This window comes from Streptomyces sp. NPDC025784 (assembly GCF_055558435.1).
In genome coordinates this window covers 298,580-322,411 of sequence record NZ_JBVHMN010000007.1, presented here as the reverse complement: position 1 = coordinate 322,411, position 23,832 = coordinate 298,580, and the positions used below count along the sequence as shown (strand labels likewise).

Sequence of the window (23,832 nt, the reverse complement as noted above, 5' to 3'; positions counted from 1 at the left end):
CCGTACGTCCGGACGACGACACGGCCCCAGCGCCCCGCGCGGCCGCATCCGGGGCCGTGGAGGCACGCCGCCGCGCGGCGGATCGCCGAACTGGCGCGCACCCAGCGCATATCCGCTGTTTCCCAGCGGTAGAAAGCACCTTGGTGGCAATCTGCTCAACAGCAGATACGCAAAGTACAGGCCTGCAGCCGGAGGTGCACGTCCCGTGGCGTCCAATGTCAATCCCACCGTCCGGCGGCGCCGGCTGGGTCAGGAACTGCGCCGGCTCCGCGAACTGAAGGGCATGACGGCCGAAGAGGTCGCCGAGCGGCTGCTGGTCTCGCAGTCGAAGATCAGCCGGCTGGAGAACGGACGCCGCAGCATCAGCCAGCGGGACGTCCGCGACCTGTGCGGCGTGTACGAGGTCGAGGACCACCGGATCGTCGACTCGCTGATGCAGATGGCCAAGGACTCGCGCCAGCAGGGCTGGTGGCACTCCTTCGGTGACATCCCGTACAGCGTCTACATCGGCCTGGAGACGGACGCGGCCTCGCTGCGCGTGTACGACCCGCAGGTCGTCCCCGGCCTGCTGCAGACCCGGTCGTACGCCGAGGCCCTGATCGCGGGCGCGCTGCCGGAGACGGCGCCCGGCGACATCGACAAGCGGGTCCAGGTACGGATGAAACGGCAGGAACGAATCTCCGCGCCGGACAACCCGTTGCGCCTGTGGACGGTCCTCGACGAGGCCGCCCTGCGCCGTACCGTCGGCAACCGTTCCCTCATGCGCGACCAGCTGGAGCACCTCGTCGAGCAGTCCCAACTGCCGCATGTCACGGTGCAGGTGATCCCCTTCGACATGGGAGCGCACCCCGGGCTGAACGGCCAGTACGCGATCCTGGAGTTCCCCGACGCGGCGGACTCCAGCGTGGTGTACATCGAGGGCGTGACGAGCGACCTGTACCTGGAGAAGGCGAACGACGTCCAGAAGTACAGCGTGATGTACGAGCACCTGCGGGCCCAGGCCCTGAACGTGGAGCAGTCACGCCAGTTCATCGCGGACATCGCCAAGGAGCACGCACGCTGAGGCGGGGGGCTCCGGACGTCGGGCACGCCCTCACGGAGGGGTCCTGACGGAAGGTGCCGGACGATACACCTTCGCCGGGCCGGGGCGGAAGACCCCACTGGAATATGCCATCCAGTCGAGTGAATAGTCGCTTCGTCAGCCGATGTTGGCGAGTAGCGTCGATCACGCCACCGAACAACAACGTTGGCGCAAACCGCACTGCGGGTTCCGAGCGGACCCGTGGCGCGGTGCCACCGCGTCGACCGCGTCGTCGGGGGTACTCACAGATGAACGACTGGCTTACTGGAGCGAACATGGCAATTCAGCAGGGCGCCACCGACACGTGGACCAAGTCTTCCTACTCCACCGGGAACGGCGCCTGCGTCGAGGTCAAGTCCCCGGTCCCCGCGGCGATGGCGGTACGGGACTCCAAGGTCCCCGCAGGCCCCACCCTGGCCTTTCCCGCGGACGCCTGGAACGTCTTCGTGGCCGAGGTGAGCCGTGGGGCCGCCGGCCTCGTCTGAGGCGCGACCCCACGCCCCGTCCGACACATGACCCGACACAACTTCATACGATCCACCGACAGAGCCCTCTCGACCGGCCCGCCGTCCTGGCCGAGGGGGCTCGGCTCTTTTCTCCCGCACCCGCGCCGGGTGGGGTGACCCCGCCCGTCGGCTAGCGCAGCCGGTCCACGTATCTGTCCGTTCCCGGCACCGTGGGGACGAAGGGCGCGACCAGCTCCACCCTGCCCAGCGCCCTCGAGTCCGGGCCGTCGGCGGACGTGGCGACCACCTCCGCGTCGAGCCCGGTGAAGTACTCCTCCCAGCAGTCCCGTGGGTCCACCTCCAGGAACCACAGCAGCGTCAGCCGTGTGTCCACACCCTCGACCTGCTTGACGTACGTCATCCGGTCGCCGGGCAGCGGGGTCGGGCTGAAGACGGTGACCATGGCGGCCGGTGAGCCCGCGAGGCGCTTGGGCAGGTGCCGGGAGCGCAGCCACTCCAGCAGTTCGGCGCGCCGCTCGGCGGACTCCGCGTCGACGACCTCCAGCACCAGCCCCGCGTACGGGTGGTCCAGGGCGTGATGGTCGCGGGGTCCCGCGGCACCGTCGCGGTACACGGTGGCCTCGTGGTCCTGGAAGGCCGTGAAGACGTGCGTGCGGTCCTGGTAGACGCGGCCGTCGCGGTTGAGCCGCTTGTTGATGCCGACGGTCCACTTCATGTGGTCGTCGTAACGGCCCTCGGTGACCCAGTACGTGGAGAGGTAGCAGCCCGCGGTGACCGGCCGGGCGACCGCCGACTTCTCCGGGTAGCGCAGCAGTTGGAGGTCGCGGGTGGCGACCCAGCGGCGGCCCGCGTACATCCAGGGCATCGCCATCGCGCCGGCGTAGTAGTGGTCGTCCTCGTACCAGCGGTTGTACGCGTACTCGTGGCCCGGGTGCGGTTCGACCATGGTGATCAGGGCATGGCCCGGACGGACGCCGTACGGGCCGAGGGCGGCCAGTTCGGCGTACGTCTCGCTGCGAGTCTCCTCCGACACGACGATCCCCTTCCTTCTTCCGCCGGACGCACATACTCTGACGCCCCGTCAGACAATGCGCCAGAGGTACGGCACCCGACGGCGAGTGAGCCGAACGGGCGCAGGCCCAGGCGCCCCGGAGGCGAACCGAGCCGAACGAAGGGGAGGCAGCGATGTCACTGCTCGCGGGCAGGACCGTCGTCGTGTCGGGCGTCGGGGCCGGACTCGGCCATCAGGTCGCGGCGGCGGTGGTGCGCGACGGGGGCCACGCGGTGCTCGGGGCGCGCACGGAGGCGAACCTCGCCAAGTCGGCGGCGGAGCTCGACCCGGACGGCTCGCACACGGCGTACCGGGCGACGGACATCACGGACGAGGGGCAGTGCGAGGCACTGGCCGCACTGGCGACGGAACGGTTCGGAAGGATCGACGCGGTCGTCCATGTCGCCGCCTGGGACAGCTACTTCGGCGGCCTGGAGGACGCCGACTTCGCGACCTGGCAGTCGGTCATCGACGTGAACCTGCTGGGCACCCTGCGGATGACCCGGGCCTGTCTGCCCGCACTGAAGGCGCGGGGCGGCTCGGTCGTCATCATCGGCACGCAGTCGTCGGTGGCCGCGCCGAGCCAGGTGCGCCAGGCGGCCTACGCGGCGTCGAAGGGCGCGCTGACGAGTGCGATGTACTCGCTGGCGCGGGAGCTCGGACCGCACCGGATCCGGGTCAACACCGTGCTGCCCGGCTGGATGTGGGGGCCGCCCGTGGAGGCGTACGTGCAGTTCACGTCGCACACCGAGGGCGTGCCCGAGGCGGACGTGCTGCGGCGGCTCACCGAGCGGATGGCCCTGCCCGAGCTGGCCACGGACGGGGACGTGGCGGACGCCGCGGTGTTCCTGGCGTCCGGCCGGGCGCGGGCGATCACGGGGCAGTCGCTGCTCGTGAACGCCGGCGAACTCATGCGGTAGTCACTGCTGTCGACCCTCCCTTCCCAGGCGTACGGGACCCGCATCCCGTACGGCTGTCGTCCGGTCGTCCTTCGTCGTGGGTCTGCCGGTCTGGCGAAGTGCCCGCTCATCGTGTGGTCCACGTCACGAGCACGACAACAGCCCGACGGGTAAAGTAGAAGTAAAATCGTTCTGCTTTCTGATCTGCGTTCATATTTGTGACCGCGAAAGGTCTTGACCGGCCGGTCGGACCAGCGGTTCAATCCCCGAAGTCCCCGCTCCCGCACGGGGGCGCCGCCCCAGCGCGTACTGGCGAAGTGCCGTCCGGTATCAGCAGGTTCACAAGGCGGACCCCTGGAGGGGGCACATGAACGGTCTCGACTGGGCCGTCCTGGTCGCGTACTTCGGCGTGATGACAGCGATCGGCGTCTGGTCCCACAAACGTGTGGACGATGTCAGCGACTTCTTCACCGCGGGCGGCAAGATGCCGTGGTGGCTGTCGGGCATCTCGCACCACATGTCGGGCTACAGCGCGGTGATGTTCACCGGTTACGCCGGCATCGCGTACACGTACGGCATCACGTCGTACGTCACCTGGGCCCTGCCCATCGCCATCGGCGTCGCCATCGGCGCCAAGGCCTTCGCACCCCGGCTCAACCGGCTGCGCTCGCGCCTGCACGTCGCCTCGCCCCTCGAATACCTCAAGGACCGCTACAACGTGCCGACGCAGCAGGCACTCGCCTGGTCCGGCATCCTGCTGAAGATCGTCGACGTCGGTGCGAAGTGGGCCGCCATCGCGACCCTCCTCAGCGTCTTCACCGGCGTCACGCTCACCCAGGGCATCATCATCACCGGCGGCATCACGGCGGTGTACTGCACGATCGGCGGCCTGTGGGCCGACGCGCTCACCGAACTCGGCCAGTTCGTCATCCAGTTGCTGGCCGGCCTCGCCATGCTGGTCATCGCGCTGAACAAGATCTCCGACCAGGGCGGCCTGTCCAAGGCGCTGGACTCGCCGAAGCTGGACGGCCACGCGGACGGCTTCGCGGGCCCGTACCTCACCGTGTTCTTCATCGCGTACCTGTTCATCAAGCTGTTCGAGTACAACGGCGGCATGTGGAACCAGGCCCAGCGCTACATGGCCACCGGCAGCGCCAAGCAGGCCACGCGCTCGGCGTTCCTGTCCGCCGGACTGTGGTTCGTGTGGCCGGTCATCCTGTTCATCCCCATGTGGCTGTCGCCGCTGCTCGTCACCGCGAAGAAGCCCGACGGCTCCGACGCGTACGGCCTGATGACCGAACAGCTGCTGCCCCACGGCCTGCTGGGCCTGGTCGTCGTCGGCTTCTTCTCGCACACGATGGCCATGTGCTCCTCGGACGCCAACGCGATCGCCGCCGTGTTCACCCGGGACGTCGTCCCGGTGCTGTCGAAGGCCGCGCGGGCCTGGGACACCCGGGCCGGGCTGATCGCGGGCCGCGTCACCACCGTCGCCTTCCTCGGCCTCTCGATGGCGGTGGCCACCCAGGTCAACTCCCCCACCTTCAAGGACATCATCACGGTCGTCATCAAGTGGGTGGCCGGCCTGATGGGTCCGATCGCGATCCCGTTCATCCTCGGACTGCTCCGCCCGTTCCGTAAGTCCGGGCCGACGGCGGCGCTGACCAGCTGGGCCTGCGGTCTGCTCGCGTTCTTCTTCGTCAACTACAACCTGGACTTCTCCCAGCGCACGGATGTGAAGCTGGAGTACCAGGTCGCCGTCCCGATGGTCATCTCCCTGGTCCTGTACATCCTCATCGGCCACCTGAGGCCCGAGGACACCCCGGAGCGGGACGCGATCATCGAGAAGATCAACACGGACGACGACACCGGCGGCGCGGCGGCGGCCATCCCGGCGCCCGCCGGGGCTGCCGACGGCGTGGTGGGAACCCCGACGAAGGACTAGGCGGCGGCTCAGCCCCGGGGATAGCGGGCGAGCCACCCGGGGGACGACCCGCCCGGCCCGTGCAGCGCGGGCCCCTGGGTCATCTCCATCGCGAAGTCGTCCGCGAGGACCAGCACGGTGGGACGGCCCTCCAGCTCGGCCAGCCAGGCCGGGGGGAGGGCCGTCTCGCCGTGCAGGGCGCCGAGCAGCCCGCCGGTGAGCGCCCCGGCGACACCGGACGGGCCCCCGTGGTTGACCGCGAGACGCAGCCCGTGGCGGATGTCCTCGCCGACCAGCGCGCAGTACACGGCGACCGCGAGCAGCCCCTCCGCGGTGGCGTTCCCGGCGAGTTCCTCCACCCGCCCCGGAGTCGGCATCCCCTGCCGGACGGCACCCAGCGCGTGCTGGAGCGCGTCCGTGACGGGCTGCTGTCCCGGCCGCGCGCCGAGCAGCCCGAGGGCCCGCTGCACACCGGCGTCCAGGCTCTCGCCGCGGGCCAGCGCGTGCACGATCACGGCGTACGCACCCGCCGCCAGATAGGCCGCCGGATGCCCGTGCGTCTGCGCGGCGCACTCCACGGCCAGCTGCATCACCAGCTGCGGCTCCCAGCCGACGAGCAGCCCGAAGGGCGCCGAGCGGGCCGCGGCCTCAGGGCCGGCCTCACCGGGGTTCTTCGGCGCGTCGAGCGTGCCCATGATGTCGTCGCCGAAGCCGAGCAGGCAGGACCTGGCCGGGTCACGGCGCGCGTACAGCCATTCCTCGCGGGCCAGCCAGCCGTCGTCCTTGCGGCGCTCGTCGGGCCCCCAGTCGCTCTGGGTGGCGGCCCACCGTCGGTAGGCCCGGTGCAGGTCCGTGGGCGGATGCCAGGCGCCCGTGTCGCGCCGCACCTGGGCGCGGATCAGCCCGTCGACGCCGAACAGCGTGAGCTGCGTGAGGTGGGTGACGGCGCCACGCCTGCCGTACGCCGACGCCAGATCGGTGAGGCCCTCCGCGCCGTACGCCTCGCGGATCTCCTCCAGGCCGAGACCGTCGAGCGGTGCGCCCAGCGCGTCGCCCACGGCCGCCCCCAGCAGCGTGCCGCGCACCCTGCTGCGAAAGTCCTGCTGCTCGGTACGGCCCCAGACGGCACCGGCTGTCGCACCCACCGAGACCTCCCAGGCACCGTCCGCACGTCCGACAGCTCAGCACTGTAATCGAACGCGAACGGTCGGTTGAGGTTCCGGATCCATATACGGGATGTGCTCCGAGTGACCTCAAGTGGTCGAGTATGGGCGTCGTTCGGGGGCATGTCCCGTGATGCTCCGCCGTCCCCGTCCCCGTCCCCCTCCCCGTCCCCGTCCCCGTCGGCGATAGCGGGTCACCGACGCACGCGCGTCCGCCCGCGCCGCCTGTACCGGCCGGCCCGTGCAGCCGCCCGGGCCGCGCTACGCCGTGCCGCCCTCCCGTGCACGCGAGGCGCGCGCAAGGATCTCCGCCCGGTGGCTCTGCGCCCACGCGTAGTCGGGCCTGAGGCCGAGCGCCCGGTCCAGGTCCGCGAGCGCCTCCTCGTGGCGGCCCAGTTCGCTGCGGGAGACGGCCCGGCTCGCGTACGCCGACGCGTACCCGGGGTCGAGCTCCACGGCGCGGTCGTAGTCGGCCAGCGCCTCGGCGTGCCTGCCCGCGACGCGGAGGGCGTCCCCCCGCTCGCAGACGCCCCACGCCCAGTCGGGTTGCACGGCGACGGCCCGGTCGAGGTCCGCCATCTGCCGGACTTCCTCGCCGAGGGCGCGCCACACCCGGGCGCGGCGGGCCAGGGCCCACCCGTAGTCCGGTTTGAGTTCGAGCGCCCGTCCCAGATCTGCGAGGGCCTCGTCGAGTTCGCCGCGGCTCAGCCGGGTGGCTCCCCGGGAGGCCCAGGCGAAGTCCCGGGTGGGATCGAGGGCGATCCCGCGGTCCAGGTCGTCGAGCGCCGCGTCCCAGTCGCCGAGAACCCGGTGGTACTCGCCCCGGACGGCGAACGACCGTCCGTCGTCGGGCGACAGGGCCAGCGCCCGGTCCAGATCGGCGATCGCGGCCACGTAGTCGCCCGACTCGGCACGGGTCATGGCCCGGCTGCGATGGGCCCGCACCAGTTCGGGATCGAGGGCGATCGCCCGGTCGAACTCCGTCATCGCCCGCTCGTACGCCCCGCCGTGCCGCAGGACGCTGCCGCGCACCGCCCGCGCGAACGCCTCGGTGGGCGCGTCGAACCCGGCTCGGTTCAGCAGCAGTTCCAGGGCGGCGGCCGGTCCGCCCTCGTCCAGCGCCCGGAGCAGGTCGCTCCCGAGGCGGGACGGCTCCTCCGCACCGGCGTCACGTCCCGCCTCCGCCAGCACCCGCGCCCACTGCCGGGCAGGAACGTCGCCTTCGTTGCACGCGTGCACGACCTCGCGGAGCACCGCCGCGAGCGCGGTCCGCGGACTCGCGCACAGCAGGTGGTAGGACTCGGCGAGCCGCAGCTCCCGCCACCCGTCGTGCGCCCACAACCGGTCCCTGTCCTCTCCCGCCTCGGCCTCCTGCCGCCACCGGCCGAAGGTCTCCGCGAGGCGGCTGTGGCGTTCGGTCCAGCCGCGCGGCGCACGCAGGCGCTGCGAGCGGAGCATCGGCGCCCGTACGACGTCGTGGTACTGGATCCCGCCGCCGCGTTCGGTGACGAAGGGCAGCCCGCGCAGCCAGTCGAACAGGCCGTCGGCCTCCTCGTCCGGGCAGTCCGCCGCCGCGCGGAAGACATCGGCGTCCAGCCGTCGGGGGAACGCGCAGTCCAGGGCGACGGCCCGGTGCACCGGGTCGTGTTCCCACTTCAGGAAGCGGTCCACGGCCGTCGCGCTCGGGTCGCCCACGTCGTCCGGTTCGGCGGGGCGCGTCTCGGCGAGGGTCGAGACGAGGACCGGCAGCCGGCCGGTGACGCGGAGGATCTCCTCGACGACCGGCTCCGCCACCACGCCCCTGCCCGCGAGCACTTCCCGCGCTTCCTGCTCCGTGAACGGCAACAACGGCATCTCGGCCACGGAGCCGCCGCAGCCTCCCCAGCGCCCGGCGTCCAGCGGGTTGCGTCCCGCGGTCACGACCACCACGTTCGCGGGCATCGCACCGTGGTGCCCCAGGACCATGGCCGCGTGCAGCCAGGCGTCGAGGAACGGGCCGGTCCGCTCGTAGGTGTCGAAGAACAGCACCTGGCGCGGGGTGCGGGCGGCAGTCCTGGTCAGTTCCTCCAGCAGGACCGGAGTGAGCACGTCCTCGGGCGACAGCAGGAGCCGTACGTCGTCCCGGCCGCGGAAGTGCGCGCTGAGTCCGGCCCGCACCTGGTCGGCCGCGGACGCGAGGAGGGCCGGGTCGACGGCTCCGGCCAAGGGACCGACACCGGGCACCATGCCGATCCCCACGAGACCCGCCCGCGCCAGCGTCGTCCCGGCGGCGGAGAGCTCTGCCGGCGGGGACCCCTGCAGCACCGAGTCGGCCTCGTGACGCCGCTCGCGGTGCCGGACGAGCAACCGCTCCAGATCCTTGAACCGGCGCCCTTGGCGGGCGAACTGGGCGCAGATCGTCTCCAGCGCCTCGGGCACGCTGCCGGTGCTCTCGTCGACGTACGCGGTCAGCGCCCCAGCCTCCTGGGCGAGCTGCTGCAGCTCCCTGACGAGAAAGGTCTTCCCGACTCCCGCGTTGCCGTGCACATGGAACAGGAAGCGACGGCCCGGGTCCCGCAGCGGCACGTCGAAGTTCGCGAGGAACGCCGCGCGTTCGGCACCGCGGCCCACGAACGCGAGCCGTCTGCGCGCCTCGATCAGCTCCTGCATCGACGGCACCGAACGCGCCCCAGGCATCCGTCGTCCTCCCGACTCCCCCGGCGCACCACGCCCCGGCCCCGCCCCCAGTCTGGCCCAACTCAGCTGCGGGCGCCCGGCGGTGGGCCGGGCAGGGGAGCCCGCCGGAACCGGAGTTCCGGCGCCGTGGGGTGTTTCCCCCTCACTGTTCCAGCACCGGCAACAACTCCGGCAGATGCCCGTCCGACGCGGCGGCGGCCCGCTGCCGTTCCTCCGGCACCTCGCCGTACAGCGTCGTCCGGGGCCTGGCCGGGCGTCCCGCCGCGTCCGCCACCGCGATCAGGTCCTTGACCGACTTGTACGAGCCGTAGGACGACCCGGCCATGCGGGAGATGGTCTCCTCCATGAGGGTGCCGCCGAGGTCGTTGGCGCCGGAGCGCAGCATTTCCGCGGCTCCCTCGGCGCCGAGTTTCACCCAGCTGGTCTGGATGTTGGGGATGTGCGGGTGGAGCAGGAGACGGGCCATCGCCACCACGGCCCGGTTGTCGCGGGTGGTCGGGCCGGGGCGGGCGATGCCGGCCAGGTAGACGGGGGCGTTGGTGTGGATGAAGGGCAGCGTCACGAACTCCGTGAAGCCGCCGGTCTCCTGCTGGATGCGGGCGAGCGTGCGGAAGTGGCCGAGCCAGTGGCGGGGCTGGTCGACATGGCCGTACATCATCGTCGACGACGACCGGATACCCAGCTCGTGCGCCGTCGTGACGACCTCGATCCATGTCGCCGTCGGCAGTTTGCCCTTCGTCAGCACCCAGCGGACCTCGTCGTCGAGGATCTCCGCGGCGGTGCCCGGGATCGAGTCGAGGCCCGCCTCCTTGGCGGCCGTGAGCCACTCCCGGACGGACAGACCGGTGCGGGTGGCGCCGTTGACCACCTCCATCGGCGAGAAGGCGTGGACGTGCATGCCGGGGACCCGTTCCTTGACCGCCTTCGCGATGTCGAAGTAGGCGGTGCCGGGCAGGTCGGGGTGGATGCCGCCCTGCATGCAGACCTCGACAGCGCCGACGTCCCAGGCCTGCGCGGCGCGGTCCGCGACCTGTTCCAGCGACAGGGTGTACGCGTCGGCGTCCGTGCGGCGCTGGGCGAAGGCGCAGAAGCGGCAGCCGGTGTAGCAGACGTTCGTGAAGTTGATGTTCCGCGTGACGATGTAGGTGACGTCGTCGCCGACGGCGGACCGGCGGACGTCGTCGGCGACCCGGCAGAGCGCGTCGAGCGCGGCGCCGTCGGCGTGCAGCAGGGCGAGCGCCTCGGCGTCGGTGAGTTTCGTGGGGTCGTCGGCGGCGGTGGCCAGCGCCTGCCGTACGTCGGTGTCGATGCGCTCGGGGGCCATGCCGGGCGCGGCGGCCTCGCGCAGCGCCTCCCAGTCGCCGTAGACCTCGTCGAAGTCGTCGCGCCGGTCGCCGGTGCGGCCCTCGGTGTCGATGGTGTGGTGCAGGTCGGTGCGTCCGGAGGAGACGAAGGCCTCCTCGGGCTCCTGCCAGGGGTGGCCCTCGACGACCGCGTCGGGGCGGGCGAGGCCGGTCTCCGGGTCGGCGAGCGCCCGGACGTGCGGCAGCAGCCGCGGGTCCAGCCAGGGCTCGCCGCGGCGCACGAACTCCGGGTAGACGCAGAGGCGTTCGCGCAGTTCGAAGCCCTCGGTGGCCGAGCGGGCGGCGAGTTCCTCGATCCGCGGCCAGGGCCGTTCCGGGTTGACGTGGTCGATGGTCAGCGGCGAGACGCCGCCCCAGTCGTCGATGCCCGCGCCGATGAGCCGTCCGTACTCGCTGTCGACGAGGTTCGGCGGGGCCTGGAGACAGGCCGACGGGCCCATGATGTGCCGGGCCACGGCGACCGCGGCGACCAGTTCGTCGAGTTCCGCGTCCGGCATGCCGCGCATCGCGGTGTCCGGCTTGGCGCGGAAGTTCTGGATGATCAGCTCCTGGATGCCGTGGTACGACCTCGACACCCGGCGCAGCGCGAACAGCGACTCGGCGCGCTCCTCGTACGTCTCGCCGATGCCGATGAGCAGTCCGCTGGTGAAGGGGACGGAGGAGCGGCCGGCGTCCTCCAGGACGCGCAGTCTGACGGCGGGTTCCTTGTCGGGGGAGCCGTGGTGCGGGCCGCCGGGCTCGCTCCACAGCCGGGTCGCTGTGGTCTCCAGCATCATGCCCATCGACGGGGCCACCGGCTTGAGCCGCTGGAAGTCCGTCCAGGACATCACTCCCGGGTTGAGGTGCGGGAGCAGGCCGGTCTCCTCCAGGATGCGGATGGAGATGGCCCGCACGTAGGCGATCGTGTCGTCGTACCCGTGGGCGTCCAGCCATTCCCGGGCCTCGGGCCAGCGGTCCTCGGGCTTGTCGCCGAGGGTGATCAGGGCTTCCTTGCAGCCGAGTTCGGCGCCGCGGCGGGCGACGTCGAGGACTTCGTCGGGGGACATGAACATCCCGTGGCCCGCGCGGCGCAGCTTGCCGGGGACCGTGACGAAGGTGCAGTAGTGGCATTTGTCCCGGCACAGGCGGGTCAGCGGGATGAAGACGCTCTTCGAGTACGTGATGACGCCCGGGCGGCCCGCCGCCTGAAGGCCCGCGTCGCGCACACGCGCGGCGGACGCGGTCAGGTCGTCGAGGTCGGCTCCGCGCGCCTGGAGGAGAACCGCCGCCTCACCGACGTCGAGCGCGACGCCGTCGCGGGCGCGCCTGAGCGCCCGCCGCATGGAGTTCGCCGTCGGCCCGGTCCCGGATGTCGCGGGAGTCGTGGGCCCGGTTCCGGGAGTCTCGGAAGTCGTCATCCTTCGAGCATACGATCGCGGTGATCAGGCCCAGCAGGGCCCGCGCGCAATCCCGGTCCGTCCGGGGGCGTCGCCTGCGCGCAAACCGCCGATCCCCTTCCCGTGCAACGGCGTTCACGGCCGGGCAGCAGGGTTGCCCCTGCCACCCCCGCGCCACACCATGGCAGTCAATGTCATGCCACTGTCATGCTCGACACCCCTGGGAGCAGCAGCATGTGCGAGGACGACCACGGAAACGGGATGGGCAGACGCGCCCTGTTCGTGACGGGCGCCGCCGCGGCGCTTACGTTGGGAAGCGTGACCTTCGCGAGCGGCGCCGACGCGGCCGACGGCTCCGGGACCCCGGCAGGCGGTTCGGAGACCCGCACGGTGCGCGGCACTCTGCCCACCGGTTCGCCCGACTTCGTGTACCTGCCGGTCGAAGTGCCGCGCGGTGTGCGGGAGATCAGGGTCGCGTACACCTACGAGAGGCCGTCCGTGCCGGCCGGCACCGCGGGCAACGCCCTGGACATCGGCATCTTCGACGAGCGCGGCACCGCACCGGGCGGCCGGGGTTTCCGCGGCTGGTCGGGCGGGGCGCGCACCGAGTTCTTCCTGCGCGGCGACGACGCCACCCCCGGGTACGTCCCCGGCCCGGTCCGCGCCGGCACCTGGCACATCGCGCTCGGCCCCTACACGGTGGCCCCGCAGGGACTGGCGTACGAGGTCACCATCACCCTCACCTACGGCGAGCAGGCCCCGACCCCCGAGCCGGTCTACCCGCCGGAGCGCGCGAAGGGCCGCGGCCGGGACTGGTACCGCGGCGACTGCCATCTGCACTCCTGGTACTCGGACGGCCGCCGCACACCGGCCGAGATCGCCGCGCTGGCCCGCGCCGCAGGTCTCGACTTCATCAACACCTCGGACCACAACACCCACTCCGCGCACCCCCATTGGGCGGACCAGGCGGGCGACGACCTGCTGATCATGCTGGGTGAGGAGGTCACCACCCGCAACGGCCACGTGGTGGCCCTCGGCACCGACCCCGGCACCTTCGTCGACTGGCGCTACCGCGCCCGGGACAACCGCTTCGGCCGGTACGCACGTCAGATCCGGGGCGCCGGAGGCCTCGTCGTGCCCGCCCACCCGCACGCCACCTGCATCGGCTGCGCCTGGAAGTTCGGCTTCGGGGAGGCGGACGCGGTCGAGGTGTGGAACGGTCCGTACACGCCCGACGACGAGGTGGCCCTGGCCGACTGGGACGGCATGCTGGTCGCCTCCGTGCGCTCCGGGCGCGACTGGATCCCCGCGATGGGCAACAGCGACGCGCACCGCGACCCCGACCCGGTCGGCACGCCGCAGACCGTCGTCCTCGCCGACGACCTGACGCGCGAGGCCGTGCAGGACGGTATCCGCGCGGGCCGCTCGTACGTGGCCGAGTCGAAGACGGTCTCACTGTCCTTCACGGCGTCCGGCGGCCGGGGCGAGCACGCGGGCATCGGAGAACGGCTGCACGTGGACCGGGAGACCCCGGTCACCGTGCGCCTGGAGGCCGCCGGCGTCCCCCGCTGCACGGTCCGCTTCGTCACCGACCAGGGCGTCCTGTTCACCAGCGCCCCGCTGCCGGTGTCCGGCTCGGGCACGGTCGAGTGGCGCACCACGGCCGCGTACGCGGCGTACGTACGGGCCGAGGTACGGCACGAGGTGGCGGCCGGTCCACTGCCGGGGGCCCTCGCCGCGTTCACCAACCCCATCTTCCTGGGGGCGTCCGGGGCCGCGGACGGGTGAGCCGGCCCCTCAGGCGCTGAGGGCCTGCATCACGACCAGGAGGAGCACCAGCACGCCCAGCCCGGCCCCGCCCACCTTCGCACCGCCCCGGGGCAGGAAGATCCCGAGGACCGTGCCGAGGGTGACGAGCGGTACGGCTCCCTGCGCGACGGCGATCAGCGCGTCGCCGTGGCGCGGGGTGCGGACGCCGTCCTGGCAGGCGTCGCAGGCGATGGCGAGCAGCGGCCCGAACAGGCCGACGAGGCCGCCGGTGAACAGCACCAGCAGCGCGAGCGCGGTCAGTCCGGCCCATGCGGCGGGGGCGCGCCGTGCCGCGGTGACGGGTTCCGCCGGTGTGCCGGAGCCTTTCGTGTGATCCATGCCCCGACGCTATGGAGCCCGGCCCGGACCGGACATCCGTGCGCCTACTCAGTCGGCCCCGGTACTCCGGCTCAGGACCGCCGTCCGCCCGCCGGTCGTCACGCCGGGCCGGTGTCGTCCGGGGGCGTGTTGGAGAGCCGGTCGAGCCACTCGCCGAGCAGGCCCGTCTCGGCGGGGGTGAAGGCCGGGCTCGGGGACTGGCGCAGCAGCGCGCCGAGGCGGGCGGCGGTCGCGGGGACCTGCGGCCCTTCCGCACCGTCCGCGGCCGGCGTACGGGGCTCGGCCGCGTCCGGGGTGAAGACCACGGCGTGCACGGCGTCCCGGACCCGTCGGGACAGGGACGCGTCGGTGAAGCTCGCCGGGCGGGAGACCAGCATCAGCGCGACACCGACGTTGGCCGACATGATCATCTGGGCGGCGAGCTCGGGGGCGAGACGCAGCCTGCCCTGTTCGGCGGCGCGCCGCAGGTCCGACGTGAGGATCTCGTGGGACTCCAGGGCCGCGGCCGGGGGCGTGCGCATGACCGGGGAGTTCATGAGCCGGTAGAGGTTCGGATTGCGCAGGGCGAATTCCGTGTGGGTGTCCCAGCCGTCGCGCAGATCCTGGAGCGGGTCCGTGCCGGGGCGGCGATCGCGTTTGGTCGCCAGGTACTGGTCCCAGCCGTGGTCGACGACCGCGGACAGCAGGCCTTCCTTGTCCCCGAAGTGGCGGTAGAGCGCCGGGGCGCCGACCCCGGCGGCCTCGCAGACCGCCCGGGTCGAGACGTCCCCGTCCGGCGACTCGGCGACCAGCGCGGCCGCCACTTCGAGGATGCGTGCTTTGGTACTCACGCCAGGGACGCTATCCGAGGCCGCGGTGGCGGCGGTGCGGGTGCTCACGCCGCCGTCCCCCGCGGGGCGAGCAGGTCGCCCAGGCCGATCCGGGTCAGGAACTCCACGCGGATGCGGTCCGCGACCCGGCTGACCTCCTCCGACCCGTCGTCCGCGGGGTCGACATGGACCCGGAACGGCCGCTCGCCGTGCGGGGTGTCGACGACCTCGACGACGGCGTCGGCGACCAGGGACGCGTCGGCGTCGGCCGGGGCGAGTTCGGCGAGCCGCCGCGCGACCTGCTCCGTCAGCGCGCCGTAGCGCTTCTCGTACTCCGGCAGCACGGTCCGCTCGGCGGGGTGACCACCCGTCGCGAAGTGCTCGGTGCCCGAGGTGAAGGCGCCCGGCACCACGATGGTCGTCTCGATGCCGAAGCGGGCCAGCTCGGCCGCGTAGGACACGGCGAGCGCGTCCATCGCGGCCTTGGCGGCGAAGTACGGCGCGAGGTACGGCGGGGTGCCGCCCCTGCTGGACGTGGAGCCGACCCACAGCAGCAGGCCGTGTTCCCGGGCGCGCAGGTGGGGCAGCGCGGCCCGGTTGACGCGCTGGGTGCCGAGGACGTTCGTGTCGTGGACCGCGGCCAGTTCCTCGGGGGTGAAGGCCTCGGCGGGACCGGTCACCATGTGGCCCGCGTTGTGGACGATCACGTCGAGGCCGCCCGCCTCGGCGAGGACGGTGGCCACGGCGGCGTCGGCCGACTCCTGGGAGAGGACGTCGAGTTCGACCGTGCGCAGGTCCACGCCGTGCTCCGCGGCATGGGCCGCCGCCCGGGCGACGCGGTCCGCGTTGCGTCCCCGCGTGTCGCGCATCGCGGCGTAGACCGTGTGCCCGGCGCGGGCGAGCGCGCGGGCGGACAGGGCGCCGAAGCCGCTGCCGGCGCCGGTGATGAGGATCGTCTTCTTGCTCATGTCGGAACTCCTGGGGTGGGGGACGGGCGGGCGGCAGGGGCGGCGGTGCGTCAGATGATGCCGCCGTTGGCGCGGACCACCTGGCCGTTGACCCAGTGCCCGGCGGGCGAGGCGATGAAGGCGACGAGGGAGGCGATGTCCCCGGGGGTGCCGAGGCGCTCCAGCGGCGGCTGGGCGGCCATCCGCGCGATGGTCTCCTCGTCCTTGCCGTCCAGGAACAGCTCGGTGGCGGTCGGCCCGGGGGCCACGGCGTTGACGGTGATGTCCCGGCCGCGCAGTTCGCGGGCCAGGATCAGCGTCATCGCCTCGACGGCACCCTTGGAGGCGGCGTACGCGGTGTAGCCGGGCAGGGCGAGGCCCAGCACGGAGCTGGAGATGTTGACGAGCGCGCCGCCCGCGCGCAGCCGGCGCGCGGCCTGCTGGTCGACGACGAACGTGCCGCGGATGTTGGTGCGGTGCATCCGGTCGAGGACGTCGAGGTCGAGGTCCTCGAGCGGGGCCAGGCTCATCGATCCGGCGGCGTGCACGACGACGTCGACGCCGCCGAATGCCAGTTCGGCCGCGTCGAACAGGCCGGCCACGGCGGCCTCGTCGGCCACGTCGGCGCGGACGGCGATCGCCCGCCCGCCCGCTTCGGTGATCGCGAGGACGGTCTTGTCCGCCTCCGTGCCGTTGCTCGCGTAGTTCACGACGACGGCGTGTCCCTGGGCGGCGAGCCGCTCGGCGGTCTCCCGGCCGATGCCGCGTGATCCGCCGGTGACGATCGCGACGCGGGGGAAGGGTGCGGCCGACTCGTACTGCTGGCTCATGGCGTTGCTCCTTGGCGTGACGGTGGTAGCGGTGTTCCGCTCTCGACAGAAGCAACGCTAACACTTGTGGGGTAGCAGCGCTACCCCCGTTCCGTAGCATCGCTACGGAACGCCGCTACGGCGGCCGGGCGGCGCACAGTGGCACGGCGACACGACGGCACGACGGCACGACGGCACGACGGCACGACGGCTCACAGTGGCGTGAGGCGGTGGCCGGGGAACGGCCCGCCCGGTCGTCCCGGCGCCCCGGTAGGGTCGACCGGACCGAACGGGAGAAGCCCTCATGTCGCGCTACCTCGACGCCAAGCACCGGGCCGTCACGACGTTCCAGCGGCGGATCGGCAACCCGCTGCTGAAGCGGCTGCCCTGGCAGACCCTGCTGGAGACCACCGGGCGCACCTCGGGGCTGCCGCGCCGGACCCCGGTCGGCGGGCGCCGCGTCGGCGACTCGTTCTGGCTCGTCTCGGAGTTCGGCGACAGGTCCCAGTACGTACGGAACATCCAGGCCGACCCGCGGGTCCGGGTCCGCATCCGGGGCCGCTGGTACCACGGCACCGCCCATCCGCTCCCCGACGACGACCCGCGGGCCCGCCTCGGACTGCTGCCGCGCATGAACAGCGCTGCCGTCCGCGCCCTCGGCACCCAGCTGCTGACCGTCCGGGTCGACCTGACCGACTGACCACCCGGGCCGGCCGGACCCTCAGGCAGTCGTCCGGCCGCGCCTCACCCCGGCCAGACGATGGCCTGCGTCTCGCTGTACGCGTGCAGCGCGTAGGACCCCACGTCCCGCCCGACACCGCTCTTCTTGAAGCCGCCGAACGGGGCCTCCATGTTGCGGCCGACCGTGTTCACGCCCACTCCGCCGGCCCGCAGCCGACGGGCGACGCGGAAGGCGCGGGCGACGTCGCCGGACCAGACGTAGTCGATCAGGCCGTAGTCGCTGTCGTTGGCGAGGGCGACCGCCTCCTCCTCGTCGTCGAAGGGGAGGACGGCGACGACCGGGCCGAAGATCTCCTCACGCACCACCCGCATGTCGGGCGTGCAGTCGGCGAGCAGGGTGGGTGCGACGTAGAAACCCCGTTCGGCGGCGGGCCGTTCGCCGCCCGCGACGACACGCGCGCCCTCCTTGCGACCCAGTTCGACGTACGCCTCGACACGGTCGCGATGGGCCGCGGAGATGACCGGGCCGACCACCGTGCCCTGCGCCCTCGGGTCCCCCACCGTCAAGTGCCGTGCGTACGCGGCCAGGCGCTCGACCAACCGGTCGTACACACCGCGCTGCACGATCACCCGGGTCGGCGCCGTGCAGATCTGCCCGCTGTAGAACGAGAACGTGGTGCCGATCCCCGACACCGCCGAGTCCAGGTCTGCGTCGTCGAAGACGACCGCCGCGCCCTTCCCTCCCAGCTCCATCAGCTGCCGCTTCATCCCCCGGCCGCACACCTCGGCGATCCGCTGCCCGACCGCGGTCGAACCGGTGAAGCTGACCATGTCGACGTCGGGGCAGTCGACCGCGGCCTCCCCGGCCTCCGGGCGCGAACCCGACACCACGTTCACCACGCCCGGCGGGGCGCCGGCCGCCTCCAGTGCCTCCGCCATCCGGTACACCGACAGCGGGTCCTGCGGTGCGGGCTTGACCACCACGGTGTTGCCCATGGCCAGGGCGGGGGCGACTTTGCCGGCCGGGTTGGCCCAGGGATTGTTGTACGAGGTGATGCACGTGACCACCCCGACCGGGTGGCGCACGGCCAGCGCGCCCATCACGGCGGCCCCGCCGAACGGGCCGGCCTCGTTGATCTGCGGCGGCAGCGGCTGCTCGACGGGCTCGACCTTCGCGTAGCGCCGGAAGCGGGCCACCGCGACCCCCACCTGCATGCCGCGCGCCGTGCCCGTCGTGGCACCGCTCTCGGCCTGGGCGAGTTCGGCGTACGGGAGGAAGTTGCGCTGGATGATCCCGGCCGCCCGGCCGAGCACCGCGGCGCGTTCCTCCGCGGGTGTGCGCGACCACACGCCGAAGGCCTCACGGGCCGCCGCCGCGGCCGCGTGCACCTGGTTCCGCGAGGCCTCGGGCGCGAGCCCGACAGCCTCCTCGGTCGCCGGGTCGATCACCTCGTAGTGCCCGTTCTCGGGCTCCACCCACGCCCCGCCGATGAACAACCGCTGCTCGCCGCTCACCTGACCCCCTCGAAGAACCGGTCCGGGCCGCCGCGCGGCGGCCCGGACGCCCGTCACCTGGTGTTCACCGTCCGCGTGTCCCGCCCGGAGCGGAGCACCTTGCCGGGCACGGCGCCGGTCACCGTGTCCTGCCGGATCGCCTCGACGCCGTTGACCCACACCGCGGTCACGCCGATCGCCTTGGAGTCGAGGCGCGGGCTGTCACCCGGCAGGTCGTGCACCAGGGTGGCCTTGCCGGCGTCGATCCGTTCCGGGTCGAAGAGGACCAGGTCGGCATGGAACCCCACCTCGATGCGTCCGCGCTCGCGCAGCCCGAACAGCTGCGCCGGATCGTCCGTCAGCATCCGTACGGCCTGCTCCAGCGTCGCCAGCTTCCGCCCGCGCAGACAGTCGCCGAGGAAGCGCGTGGTGTACGGGGCTCCGCACATGCGGTCCAGATGGGCGCCCGCGTCGGAGCCGCCGAGCAGCACGTCCTGGTGCTGCCAGGTCTCCGCGCGCAGCGCCCACGAGCCGGGGTCGTTGTCGGTGGGCATCGGCCACAGCACGGTCCGCAGGTCGTCGTGGGCGCAGATCTCGACCAGGCACGCGAAGGGCTCCTGGCCCCGCTCGGCCGCGATGTCCCGGACGACCCGGCCGGTCAGGCCCTCGTTGGCCGCGCTGTACGTGTCCCCGATGACATAACGCCCGAAGTCGGCGAGCCGCCGGAACACCCCCGCCTCCTTGCTCTCGGCCCGCCGCAGCATCTCGGCGCGGACGTCCGGGTCGCGGAGTTTCGCGATGCGTTCCGGGACGGGCAGTGCGAGGACCGGACCCCAGCCGGGGATCAGGTTCAGCGCGCAGAAGCTGCCGAGCGACATGTTCATCGGGGTGAGGATCGGCATGGTGAGCGCGACGACGCGGCCACCGGCCTTGCGGGCGCGTTCGCTCGCCTCCAGCTGCCGCGGGACGCGTTCGGGCACGGCCGCGTCGATCGTCAGGACGTTCCAGTTCAGGGGGCGGCCCGCCGCCGCGCTCATCTCCACGAACAGGTCGATCTCGGCGTCGCTGAACTGGTCGAGGCAGCCCGCCACGATCGCCTCGATCTGTGTGCCCTCGTGCTCGCCGACGGCCTTGCTGAGCGCCAGCAGTTCCGCGGGCCGGGCGTGCCGTGAGGCGACGGGTTCGCCGTCGCCGTCGGAGTGGGTGGAGGACTGCGTGGTGGAAAGGCCCCAGGCGCCCGCGTCCATCGCCTCGTGGAGCAGGCGCAGCATGTCCTCCAGCTGGCCGGGGGTGGGCCGGCCGCCCACCGCGTCGGGTCCCATCACATGACGGCGCAGCGCGCAGTGCCCGACCATGAAGCCGGCGTTGACGGCGATGCGGCCCTCCAGGGCGTCCAGGTACTCGCCGAAGGTGTGCCAGTCCCAGGGCGCGCCCTCCTCCAGGGCGACCAGGGACATGCCCTCGACCTTGGACATCATGCGGCGGGTGTAGTCGGCGTCGGCCGGGCGGGCGGGGTTCAGCGGTGCCAGGGTGAAGCCGCAGTTGCCGCCGGCGACCGTGGTGACCCCGTGGTTGAGGGACGGCGTCGCGTACGGGTCCCAGAAGAGCTGGGCGTCGTAGTGCGTGTGCGGGTCGACGAAGCCGGGTGCGAGGACGAGGCCGGCCGCGTCCTCGGCCGTGCGGGACTCCTCGGTGACCGTCCCGACGGCGGCGACACGGCCGTCGCGTATACCGACGTCGGCGACGAACGCGGGCGCGCCGGTCCCGTCGACGACGGTCGCGCCCCTGATGACGTGATCGAGCATGGCGGCGTCCCTCCTTGAACTCCGCGGCGGTGGGCGCCCCCGAAGGGGCGCGGGGAACTGCGCGGCCGGCCGCCGGGGGTCCGCGGTCGCCCGGCGGTCCGCGGCCCCGCGGCGTTCAGGCGCTCTGCCGGAACCGCGTGGTCCGGTGCACGGGATCCGTGTCGATCTTCGGGATCACGTGTTCGCCGATCAGCCGGATGGTCTGCAGGGTCTCCTCCTTGGGCACCCCGACCGGCAGGCCGAAGCTGAGCTGGTCGGCGCCCGCCTGCTCCCAGCGTTTGCACTGGGTGAGCACCTCGTCCGGGTCGCCGCAGATCAGCAGTTCCTCCTCGACGAGGAGCTCGACGAACTCGGGGGTGTACTCGGGGAGCGTCTCGGGCCAGACGGGGAAGCCCTCGGGGCGCGGGAAGGTGTCGTGGTAGCGGAAGACGAGGGACGGCAGGTAGTGCAGTCCGCCGCGGACGGCGATGTCGATGGCCTCGTCGTGGGTGGGCGCGCAGATGGCGGTCGTCGTCACCATCACGTTGTCGTTGACGAAGTCGCCGATCGGTTCGGCGTTCACGATCGCGGTCTTGTACTGCTCCAGCACCCACTCCATGTCGGAGACCTTCTGGATGCTGAAGCCGAGCACTCCGAGGCCCTTGCGGGCGGCCATGGCGTACGAGGGCGGTGAGCCGGCGGCGTACCACATGGCCGGGTGCGACTTCCCGTACGGCTTCGGCAGGATCTTGCGCGGCGGCAGCGACCAGAACTTGCCCTGGAAGCCGACGTACTCGTCCTGGAGCCACATCTTCGGGAACTCGGCGATCGTCTCCTCCCAGATCTCCTTGGTGAAGTTCATGTCGGTGACGCCCGGTATGAAGCCGAGGATCTCGTGCGAGCCGGCGCCGCGCCCCGAGCCGAACTCGAAGCGGTTGCGCGAGAGGTGGTCGAGCATGGCGACCTTCTCGGCGACCTTCACCGGGTGGTTGACCTGGGCGAGCGGGTTGAAGATGCCCGAGCCGAGGTGGATGCGTTCGGTCGCGTGCGCCAGGTAGCCGAGGTAGACGTCGTTCGCCGAGAGGTGCGAGTACTCCTCCAGGAAGTGGTGCTCGGACGCCCAGGCGTACTTGAAGCCGGACTTGTCCGCCTGGATGACGTACTCGGTCTCCTCCATCAGCGCCTTGTGCTCGGCGAGCGGATCGGTCTCGGCCCGCTTGCCCACGTATCCCTGTACAAAGAGCCCGAATTCCAAGGAGGTTCACCGTCCCCACGTCTTCATCTGACAGATCGTCAGATCCAATGCGCCGACTGTTGCACCGCGCCCTTGAGCCGTCAATAGCTGACGACGCGTCAGATGACGCTGACGCCGGCCAGCCATCCCCCGTCGATCACGAACGGCTGCCCGGTGATGTAGGACGAGTCCTCGCCGGTCAGGAACAGGGCCAGCCGGGCCACCTCCTCCGGCCGCCCGACGCGCCCCAGCGGCACGAGCTTGCGGTACAGCGCGTCGAGGGCGGCGGAGGTCTCCTCGGGGTCCGCGCCCGGGTCGAGCTGGGCGGGGTTGCTCATGGCGGTGTCGACGGCGCCGGGGCACACCGCGTTGACCCGTATCCCCTTGGCCGCGAGCTCCAGGGCGGCCACCCGGGTCAGCCCGACGATGGCGTGCTTGGTCGCCGCGTACGCGCCCACCCACGCCATGCCGGTGAGTCCCGTGTACGAGGCCGTGTTCACGATCGTGCCGCCGCCCGCGGCGGCGATCTCCGGCGCGACGGTCTTGATGCCGAGGAACACCCCGACCTGATTGACCTGCACGATCTGCTGGAACTCGTCGAGGGGCGTGTCGACCAGTTCGTTGAAGCGCAGGATGCCGGCGTTGTTGACGAGCCCGTCGACGCGTCCGTACGCGTCCTTCGCGGCGGCCGTGGCCGCGCGCCAGTCGTCCTCGCTGCTCACGTCGAGGTGGACGTAGCGGGCCCCGATCTCCTTGGCGAGGGTCTCGCCCTGGTCGTCCAGCACGTCGGCGAGGACGACCCGAGCGCCCTCCGCCACGAAGAGCCGCGCCTCCTGCTCACCCTGTCCGCGCGCCGCGCCGGTGACGATGACGACGCGTCCGTCCAGCTTGCCCATGCCGTGTCTCCCTGCTCTGCCTGGTTGGGGTGGGTGCGGGCGAGGGCGGGCCCGGCCGCACCTCCTGGGTCCGAAACCGTGCCCCGCCTCAGCCGAGGAGGGGCCCGACCTGCGCGCCGAACGCGGCCATCTGGTCGGTGAGCTCGCCGCGGCTGCGGCTGCGGAAGCGCACCTGTATCTGGTGCACACCCATCGCGCGGTACGCCCGCAGCGACTCGGCGAGCACCTCGGGCGATCCGTGCAGGGTGCGCCGCCCGACGTCCCAGCCCGGCTCGCCGACGTACAGCGGCTCGGTGATCGCGCCGACGGTCAGCGGGTCCTCGACGCCCGCCTGCGCGCGCAGCTCGCCGAGCCGGGCGATCTGCGCGGGCAGCCGGTCGCGCGGGTCGCCCTGCGGCAGCCAGCCGTCGCCGCGGAGCGCGGCACGGCGCACGGCGGCGGGCGAGGAGCCGCCGACCCACACGGGCACCCGGCCCTGGGCCGGCCTCGGCCGCTGCCCGAGTCCCTCGAAGTCGTACAGCTTGCCGTGGTGGACGGGGAACTCCTCGGGACCGAGGGCGGCACGCAGCGCGTCCACGGTCTCGTCGAGCACCGCTCCGCGCCGCTCGAAGTCGGCCCCGACCGCGTCGAACTCCTCGCGCACGTGCCCGGCGCCCACCCCGAGCACGAGCCGGCCGCCGGACAGGTGGTCGAGGGTCGCGTACTGCTTGGCCGTGACGAGCGGATGCCGCAGTCCGACGATCGCGACATGGCTGAGCAGCCGGACCCGCTCCGTCACGGCCGCCAGGTGCGCGAGGGTGGCGACGGGGTCGTACCAGATGGTGCTCATCGCCCCGGCGAGGCGGCGCGGGATGGCGACGTGGTCGCAGCTCGCGATGTAGTCGAAACCGGCGCGGTCGGCACTGCGGGCGATCTCGACGAGGTCGGCCGGGCCCGCCGAGGCCTCCCACGCCTCCGCGTAGAGCGTGCTCTGCGACTGGACCGGGAGCTGCATCCCGTACGCCAGTCGTCCTTCGGGCAGCACCTGCATGG

At 72.3% G+C, this 23,832-nt stretch carries 19 protein-coding genes; 6 read left to right on the top strand and 13 right to left on the bottom strand.

Features of this window, described 5'->3' with window-relative positions; translation table 11 throughout:
* The first annotated feature begins 205 nt into the window (after positions 1-205).
* Entirely contained in the window at positions 206-1,063 is an 858-nt protein-coding gene (locus tag ACZ4IF_RS18730; protein ID WP_028802748.1) for a helix-turn-helix domain-containing protein, read from the top strand.
* A gap of 293 nt (positions 1,064-1,356) precedes the next feature.
* Positions 1,357-1,566, top strand: coding sequence for a DUF397 domain-containing protein (locus ACZ4IF_RS18725; RefSeq protein WP_028802749.1), 210 nt, complete (start codon positions 1,357-1,359; stop codon positions 1,564-1,566).
* Between the two features lie 151 nt (positions 1,567-1,717).
* On the opposite strand, the gene ACZ4IF_RS18720 is transcribed toward ACZ4IF_RS18725, so the two are convergent.
* Positions 1,718-2,581 (bottom strand): hypothetical protein, encoded by an 864-nt coding sequence (locus tag ACZ4IF_RS18720; RefSeq protein WP_467564146.1) that lies wholly within the window; start codon positions 2,579-2,581, stop codon positions 1,718-1,720.
* 152 nt (positions 2,582-2,733) lie between these two features.
* On the opposite strand from ACZ4IF_RS18720, the gene ACZ4IF_RS18715 reads away from it, so the two are divergent.
* Both ACZ4IF_RS18715 and ACZ4IF_RS18710 read left to right on the top strand, forming a co-directional pair.
* Positions 2,734-3,519, top strand: a complete 786-nt coding sequence (locus ACZ4IF_RS18715) for an SDR family oxidoreductase (protein ID WP_467564144.1) — start codon at positions 2,734-2,736, stop codon at positions 3,517-3,519.
* Between the two features lie 346 nt (positions 3,520-3,865).
* The gene (locus ACZ4IF_RS18710) at positions 3,866-5,440 is read left to right on the top strand and encodes a sodium:solute symporter family protein (RefSeq protein ID WP_467564142.1); all 1,575 of its coding nucleotides are present in this window, start codon (positions 3,866-3,868) and stop codon (positions 5,438-5,440) included.
* Between the two features lie 8 nt (positions 5,441-5,448).
* On the opposite strand, the gene ACZ4IF_RS18705 is transcribed toward ACZ4IF_RS18710, so the two are convergent.
* From ACZ4IF_RS18705 to ACZ4IF_RS18695, 3 genes are all read right to left on the bottom strand, one after another.
* Positions 5,449-6,564: an ADP-ribosylglycohydrolase family protein gene (locus tag ACZ4IF_RS18705; protein WP_359488441.1), complete on the bottom strand. Its 1,116-nt coding sequence runs from the start codon at positions 6,562-6,564 to the stop codon at positions 5,449-5,451.
* Between the two features lie 279 nt (positions 6,565-6,843).
* Positions 6,844-9,258: a tetratricopeptide repeat protein gene (locus tag ACZ4IF_RS18700; RefSeq protein ID WP_467564140.1), complete on the bottom strand. Its 2,415-nt coding sequence runs from the start codon at positions 9,256-9,258 to the stop codon at positions 6,844-6,846.
* Positions 9,259-9,400: 142 nt separating this feature from the next.
* Positions 9,401-12,019, bottom strand: coding sequence for a bifunctional FO biosynthesis protein CofGH (locus ACZ4IF_RS18695; protein ID WP_467564138.1), 2,619 nt, complete (start codon positions 12,017-12,019; stop codon positions 9,401-9,403).
* Positions 12,020-12,232: 213 nt separating this feature from the next.
* Here ACZ4IF_RS18695 and ACZ4IF_RS18690 point away from each other — a divergent pair, with 213 nt between their 5' ends.
* Positions 12,233-13,786 carry a CehA/McbA family metallohydrolase gene (locus tag ACZ4IF_RS18690; protein WP_467564297.1) on the top strand — a complete coding sequence of 518 codons (1,554 nt, stop codon included), beginning with the start codon at positions 12,233-12,235 and terminating at the stop codon, positions 13,784-13,786.
* A 9-nt stretch (positions 13,787-13,795) separates the two neighbouring features.
* On the opposite strand, the gene ACZ4IF_RS18685 is transcribed toward ACZ4IF_RS18690, so the two are convergent.
* The 4 genes from ACZ4IF_RS18685 to ACZ4IF_RS18670 form a co-directional block, all read right to left on the bottom strand.
* Positions 13,796-14,146, bottom strand: coding sequence for a hypothetical protein (locus tag ACZ4IF_RS18685; RefSeq protein ID WP_467564136.1), 351 nt, complete (start codon positions 14,144-14,146; stop codon positions 13,796-13,798).
* Positions 14,147-14,244: 98 nt separating this feature from the next.
* On the bottom strand, positions 14,245-14,976 hold the full coding sequence (locus ACZ4IF_RS18680) for a TetR/AcrR family transcriptional regulator (RefSeq protein ID WP_359488449.1): 732 nt from the start codon (positions 14,974-14,976) through the stop codon (positions 14,245-14,247).
* A gap of 44 nt (positions 14,977-15,020) precedes the next feature.
* On the bottom strand, positions 15,021-15,923 hold the full coding sequence (locus tag ACZ4IF_RS18675) for an SDR family NAD(P)-dependent oxidoreductase (protein ID WP_467564134.1): 903 nt from the start codon (positions 15,921-15,923) through the stop codon (positions 15,021-15,023).
* Positions 15,924-15,973: 50 nt separating this feature from the next.
* Positions 15,974-16,732 carry an SDR family oxidoreductase gene (locus tag ACZ4IF_RS18670; RefSeq protein ID WP_467564132.1) on the bottom strand — a complete coding sequence of 253 codons (759 nt, stop codon included), beginning with the start codon at positions 16,730-16,732 and terminating at the stop codon, positions 15,974-15,976.
* A 283-nt stretch (positions 16,733-17,015) separates the two neighbouring features.
* Between ACZ4IF_RS18670 and ACZ4IF_RS18665 the strand changes: the two genes are divergently transcribed.
* The gene (locus tag ACZ4IF_RS18665) at positions 17,016-17,411 is read left to right on the top strand and encodes a nitroreductase/quinone reductase family protein (protein ID WP_467564130.1); all 396 of its coding nucleotides are present in this window, start codon (positions 17,016-17,018) and stop codon (positions 17,409-17,411) included.
* Positions 17,412-17,455: 44 nt separating this feature from the next.
* On the opposite strand, the gene ACZ4IF_RS18660 is transcribed toward ACZ4IF_RS18665, so the two are convergent.
* The 5 genes from ACZ4IF_RS18660 to ACZ4IF_RS18640 form a co-directional block, all read right to left on the bottom strand.
* Positions 17,456-18,907 carry an aldehyde dehydrogenase family protein gene (locus tag ACZ4IF_RS18660; protein WP_467564128.1) on the bottom strand — a complete coding sequence of 484 codons (1,452 nt, stop codon included), beginning with the start codon at positions 18,905-18,907 and terminating at the stop codon, positions 17,456-17,458.
* Positions 18,908-18,960: 53 nt separating this feature from the next.
* Positions 18,961-20,691, bottom strand: coding sequence for an N-acyl-D-amino-acid deacylase family protein (locus tag ACZ4IF_RS18655; RefSeq protein ID WP_467564126.1), 1,731 nt, complete (start codon positions 20,689-20,691; stop codon positions 18,961-18,963).
* Between the two features lie 115 nt (positions 20,692-20,806).
* Positions 20,807-21,925 carry an LLM class flavin-dependent oxidoreductase gene (locus ACZ4IF_RS18650; RefSeq protein ID WP_467564124.1) on the bottom strand — a complete coding sequence of 373 codons (1,119 nt, stop codon included), beginning with the start codon at positions 21,923-21,925 and terminating at the stop codon, positions 20,807-20,809.
* 98 nt (positions 21,926-22,023) lie between these two features.
* Positions 22,024-22,800 (bottom strand): SDR family NAD(P)-dependent oxidoreductase, encoded by a 777-nt coding sequence (locus tag ACZ4IF_RS18645; protein WP_467564122.1) that lies wholly within the window; start codon positions 22,798-22,800, stop codon positions 22,024-22,026.
* A gap of 88 nt (positions 22,801-22,888) precedes the next feature.
* Complete coding sequence (locus tag ACZ4IF_RS18640) at positions 22,889-23,830, bottom strand: LLM class F420-dependent oxidoreductase (protein ID WP_467564296.1); 942 nt, start codon at positions 23,828-23,830, stop codon at positions 22,889-22,891.
* Between the last annotated feature and the right edge of the window lie 2 nt (positions 23,831-23,832).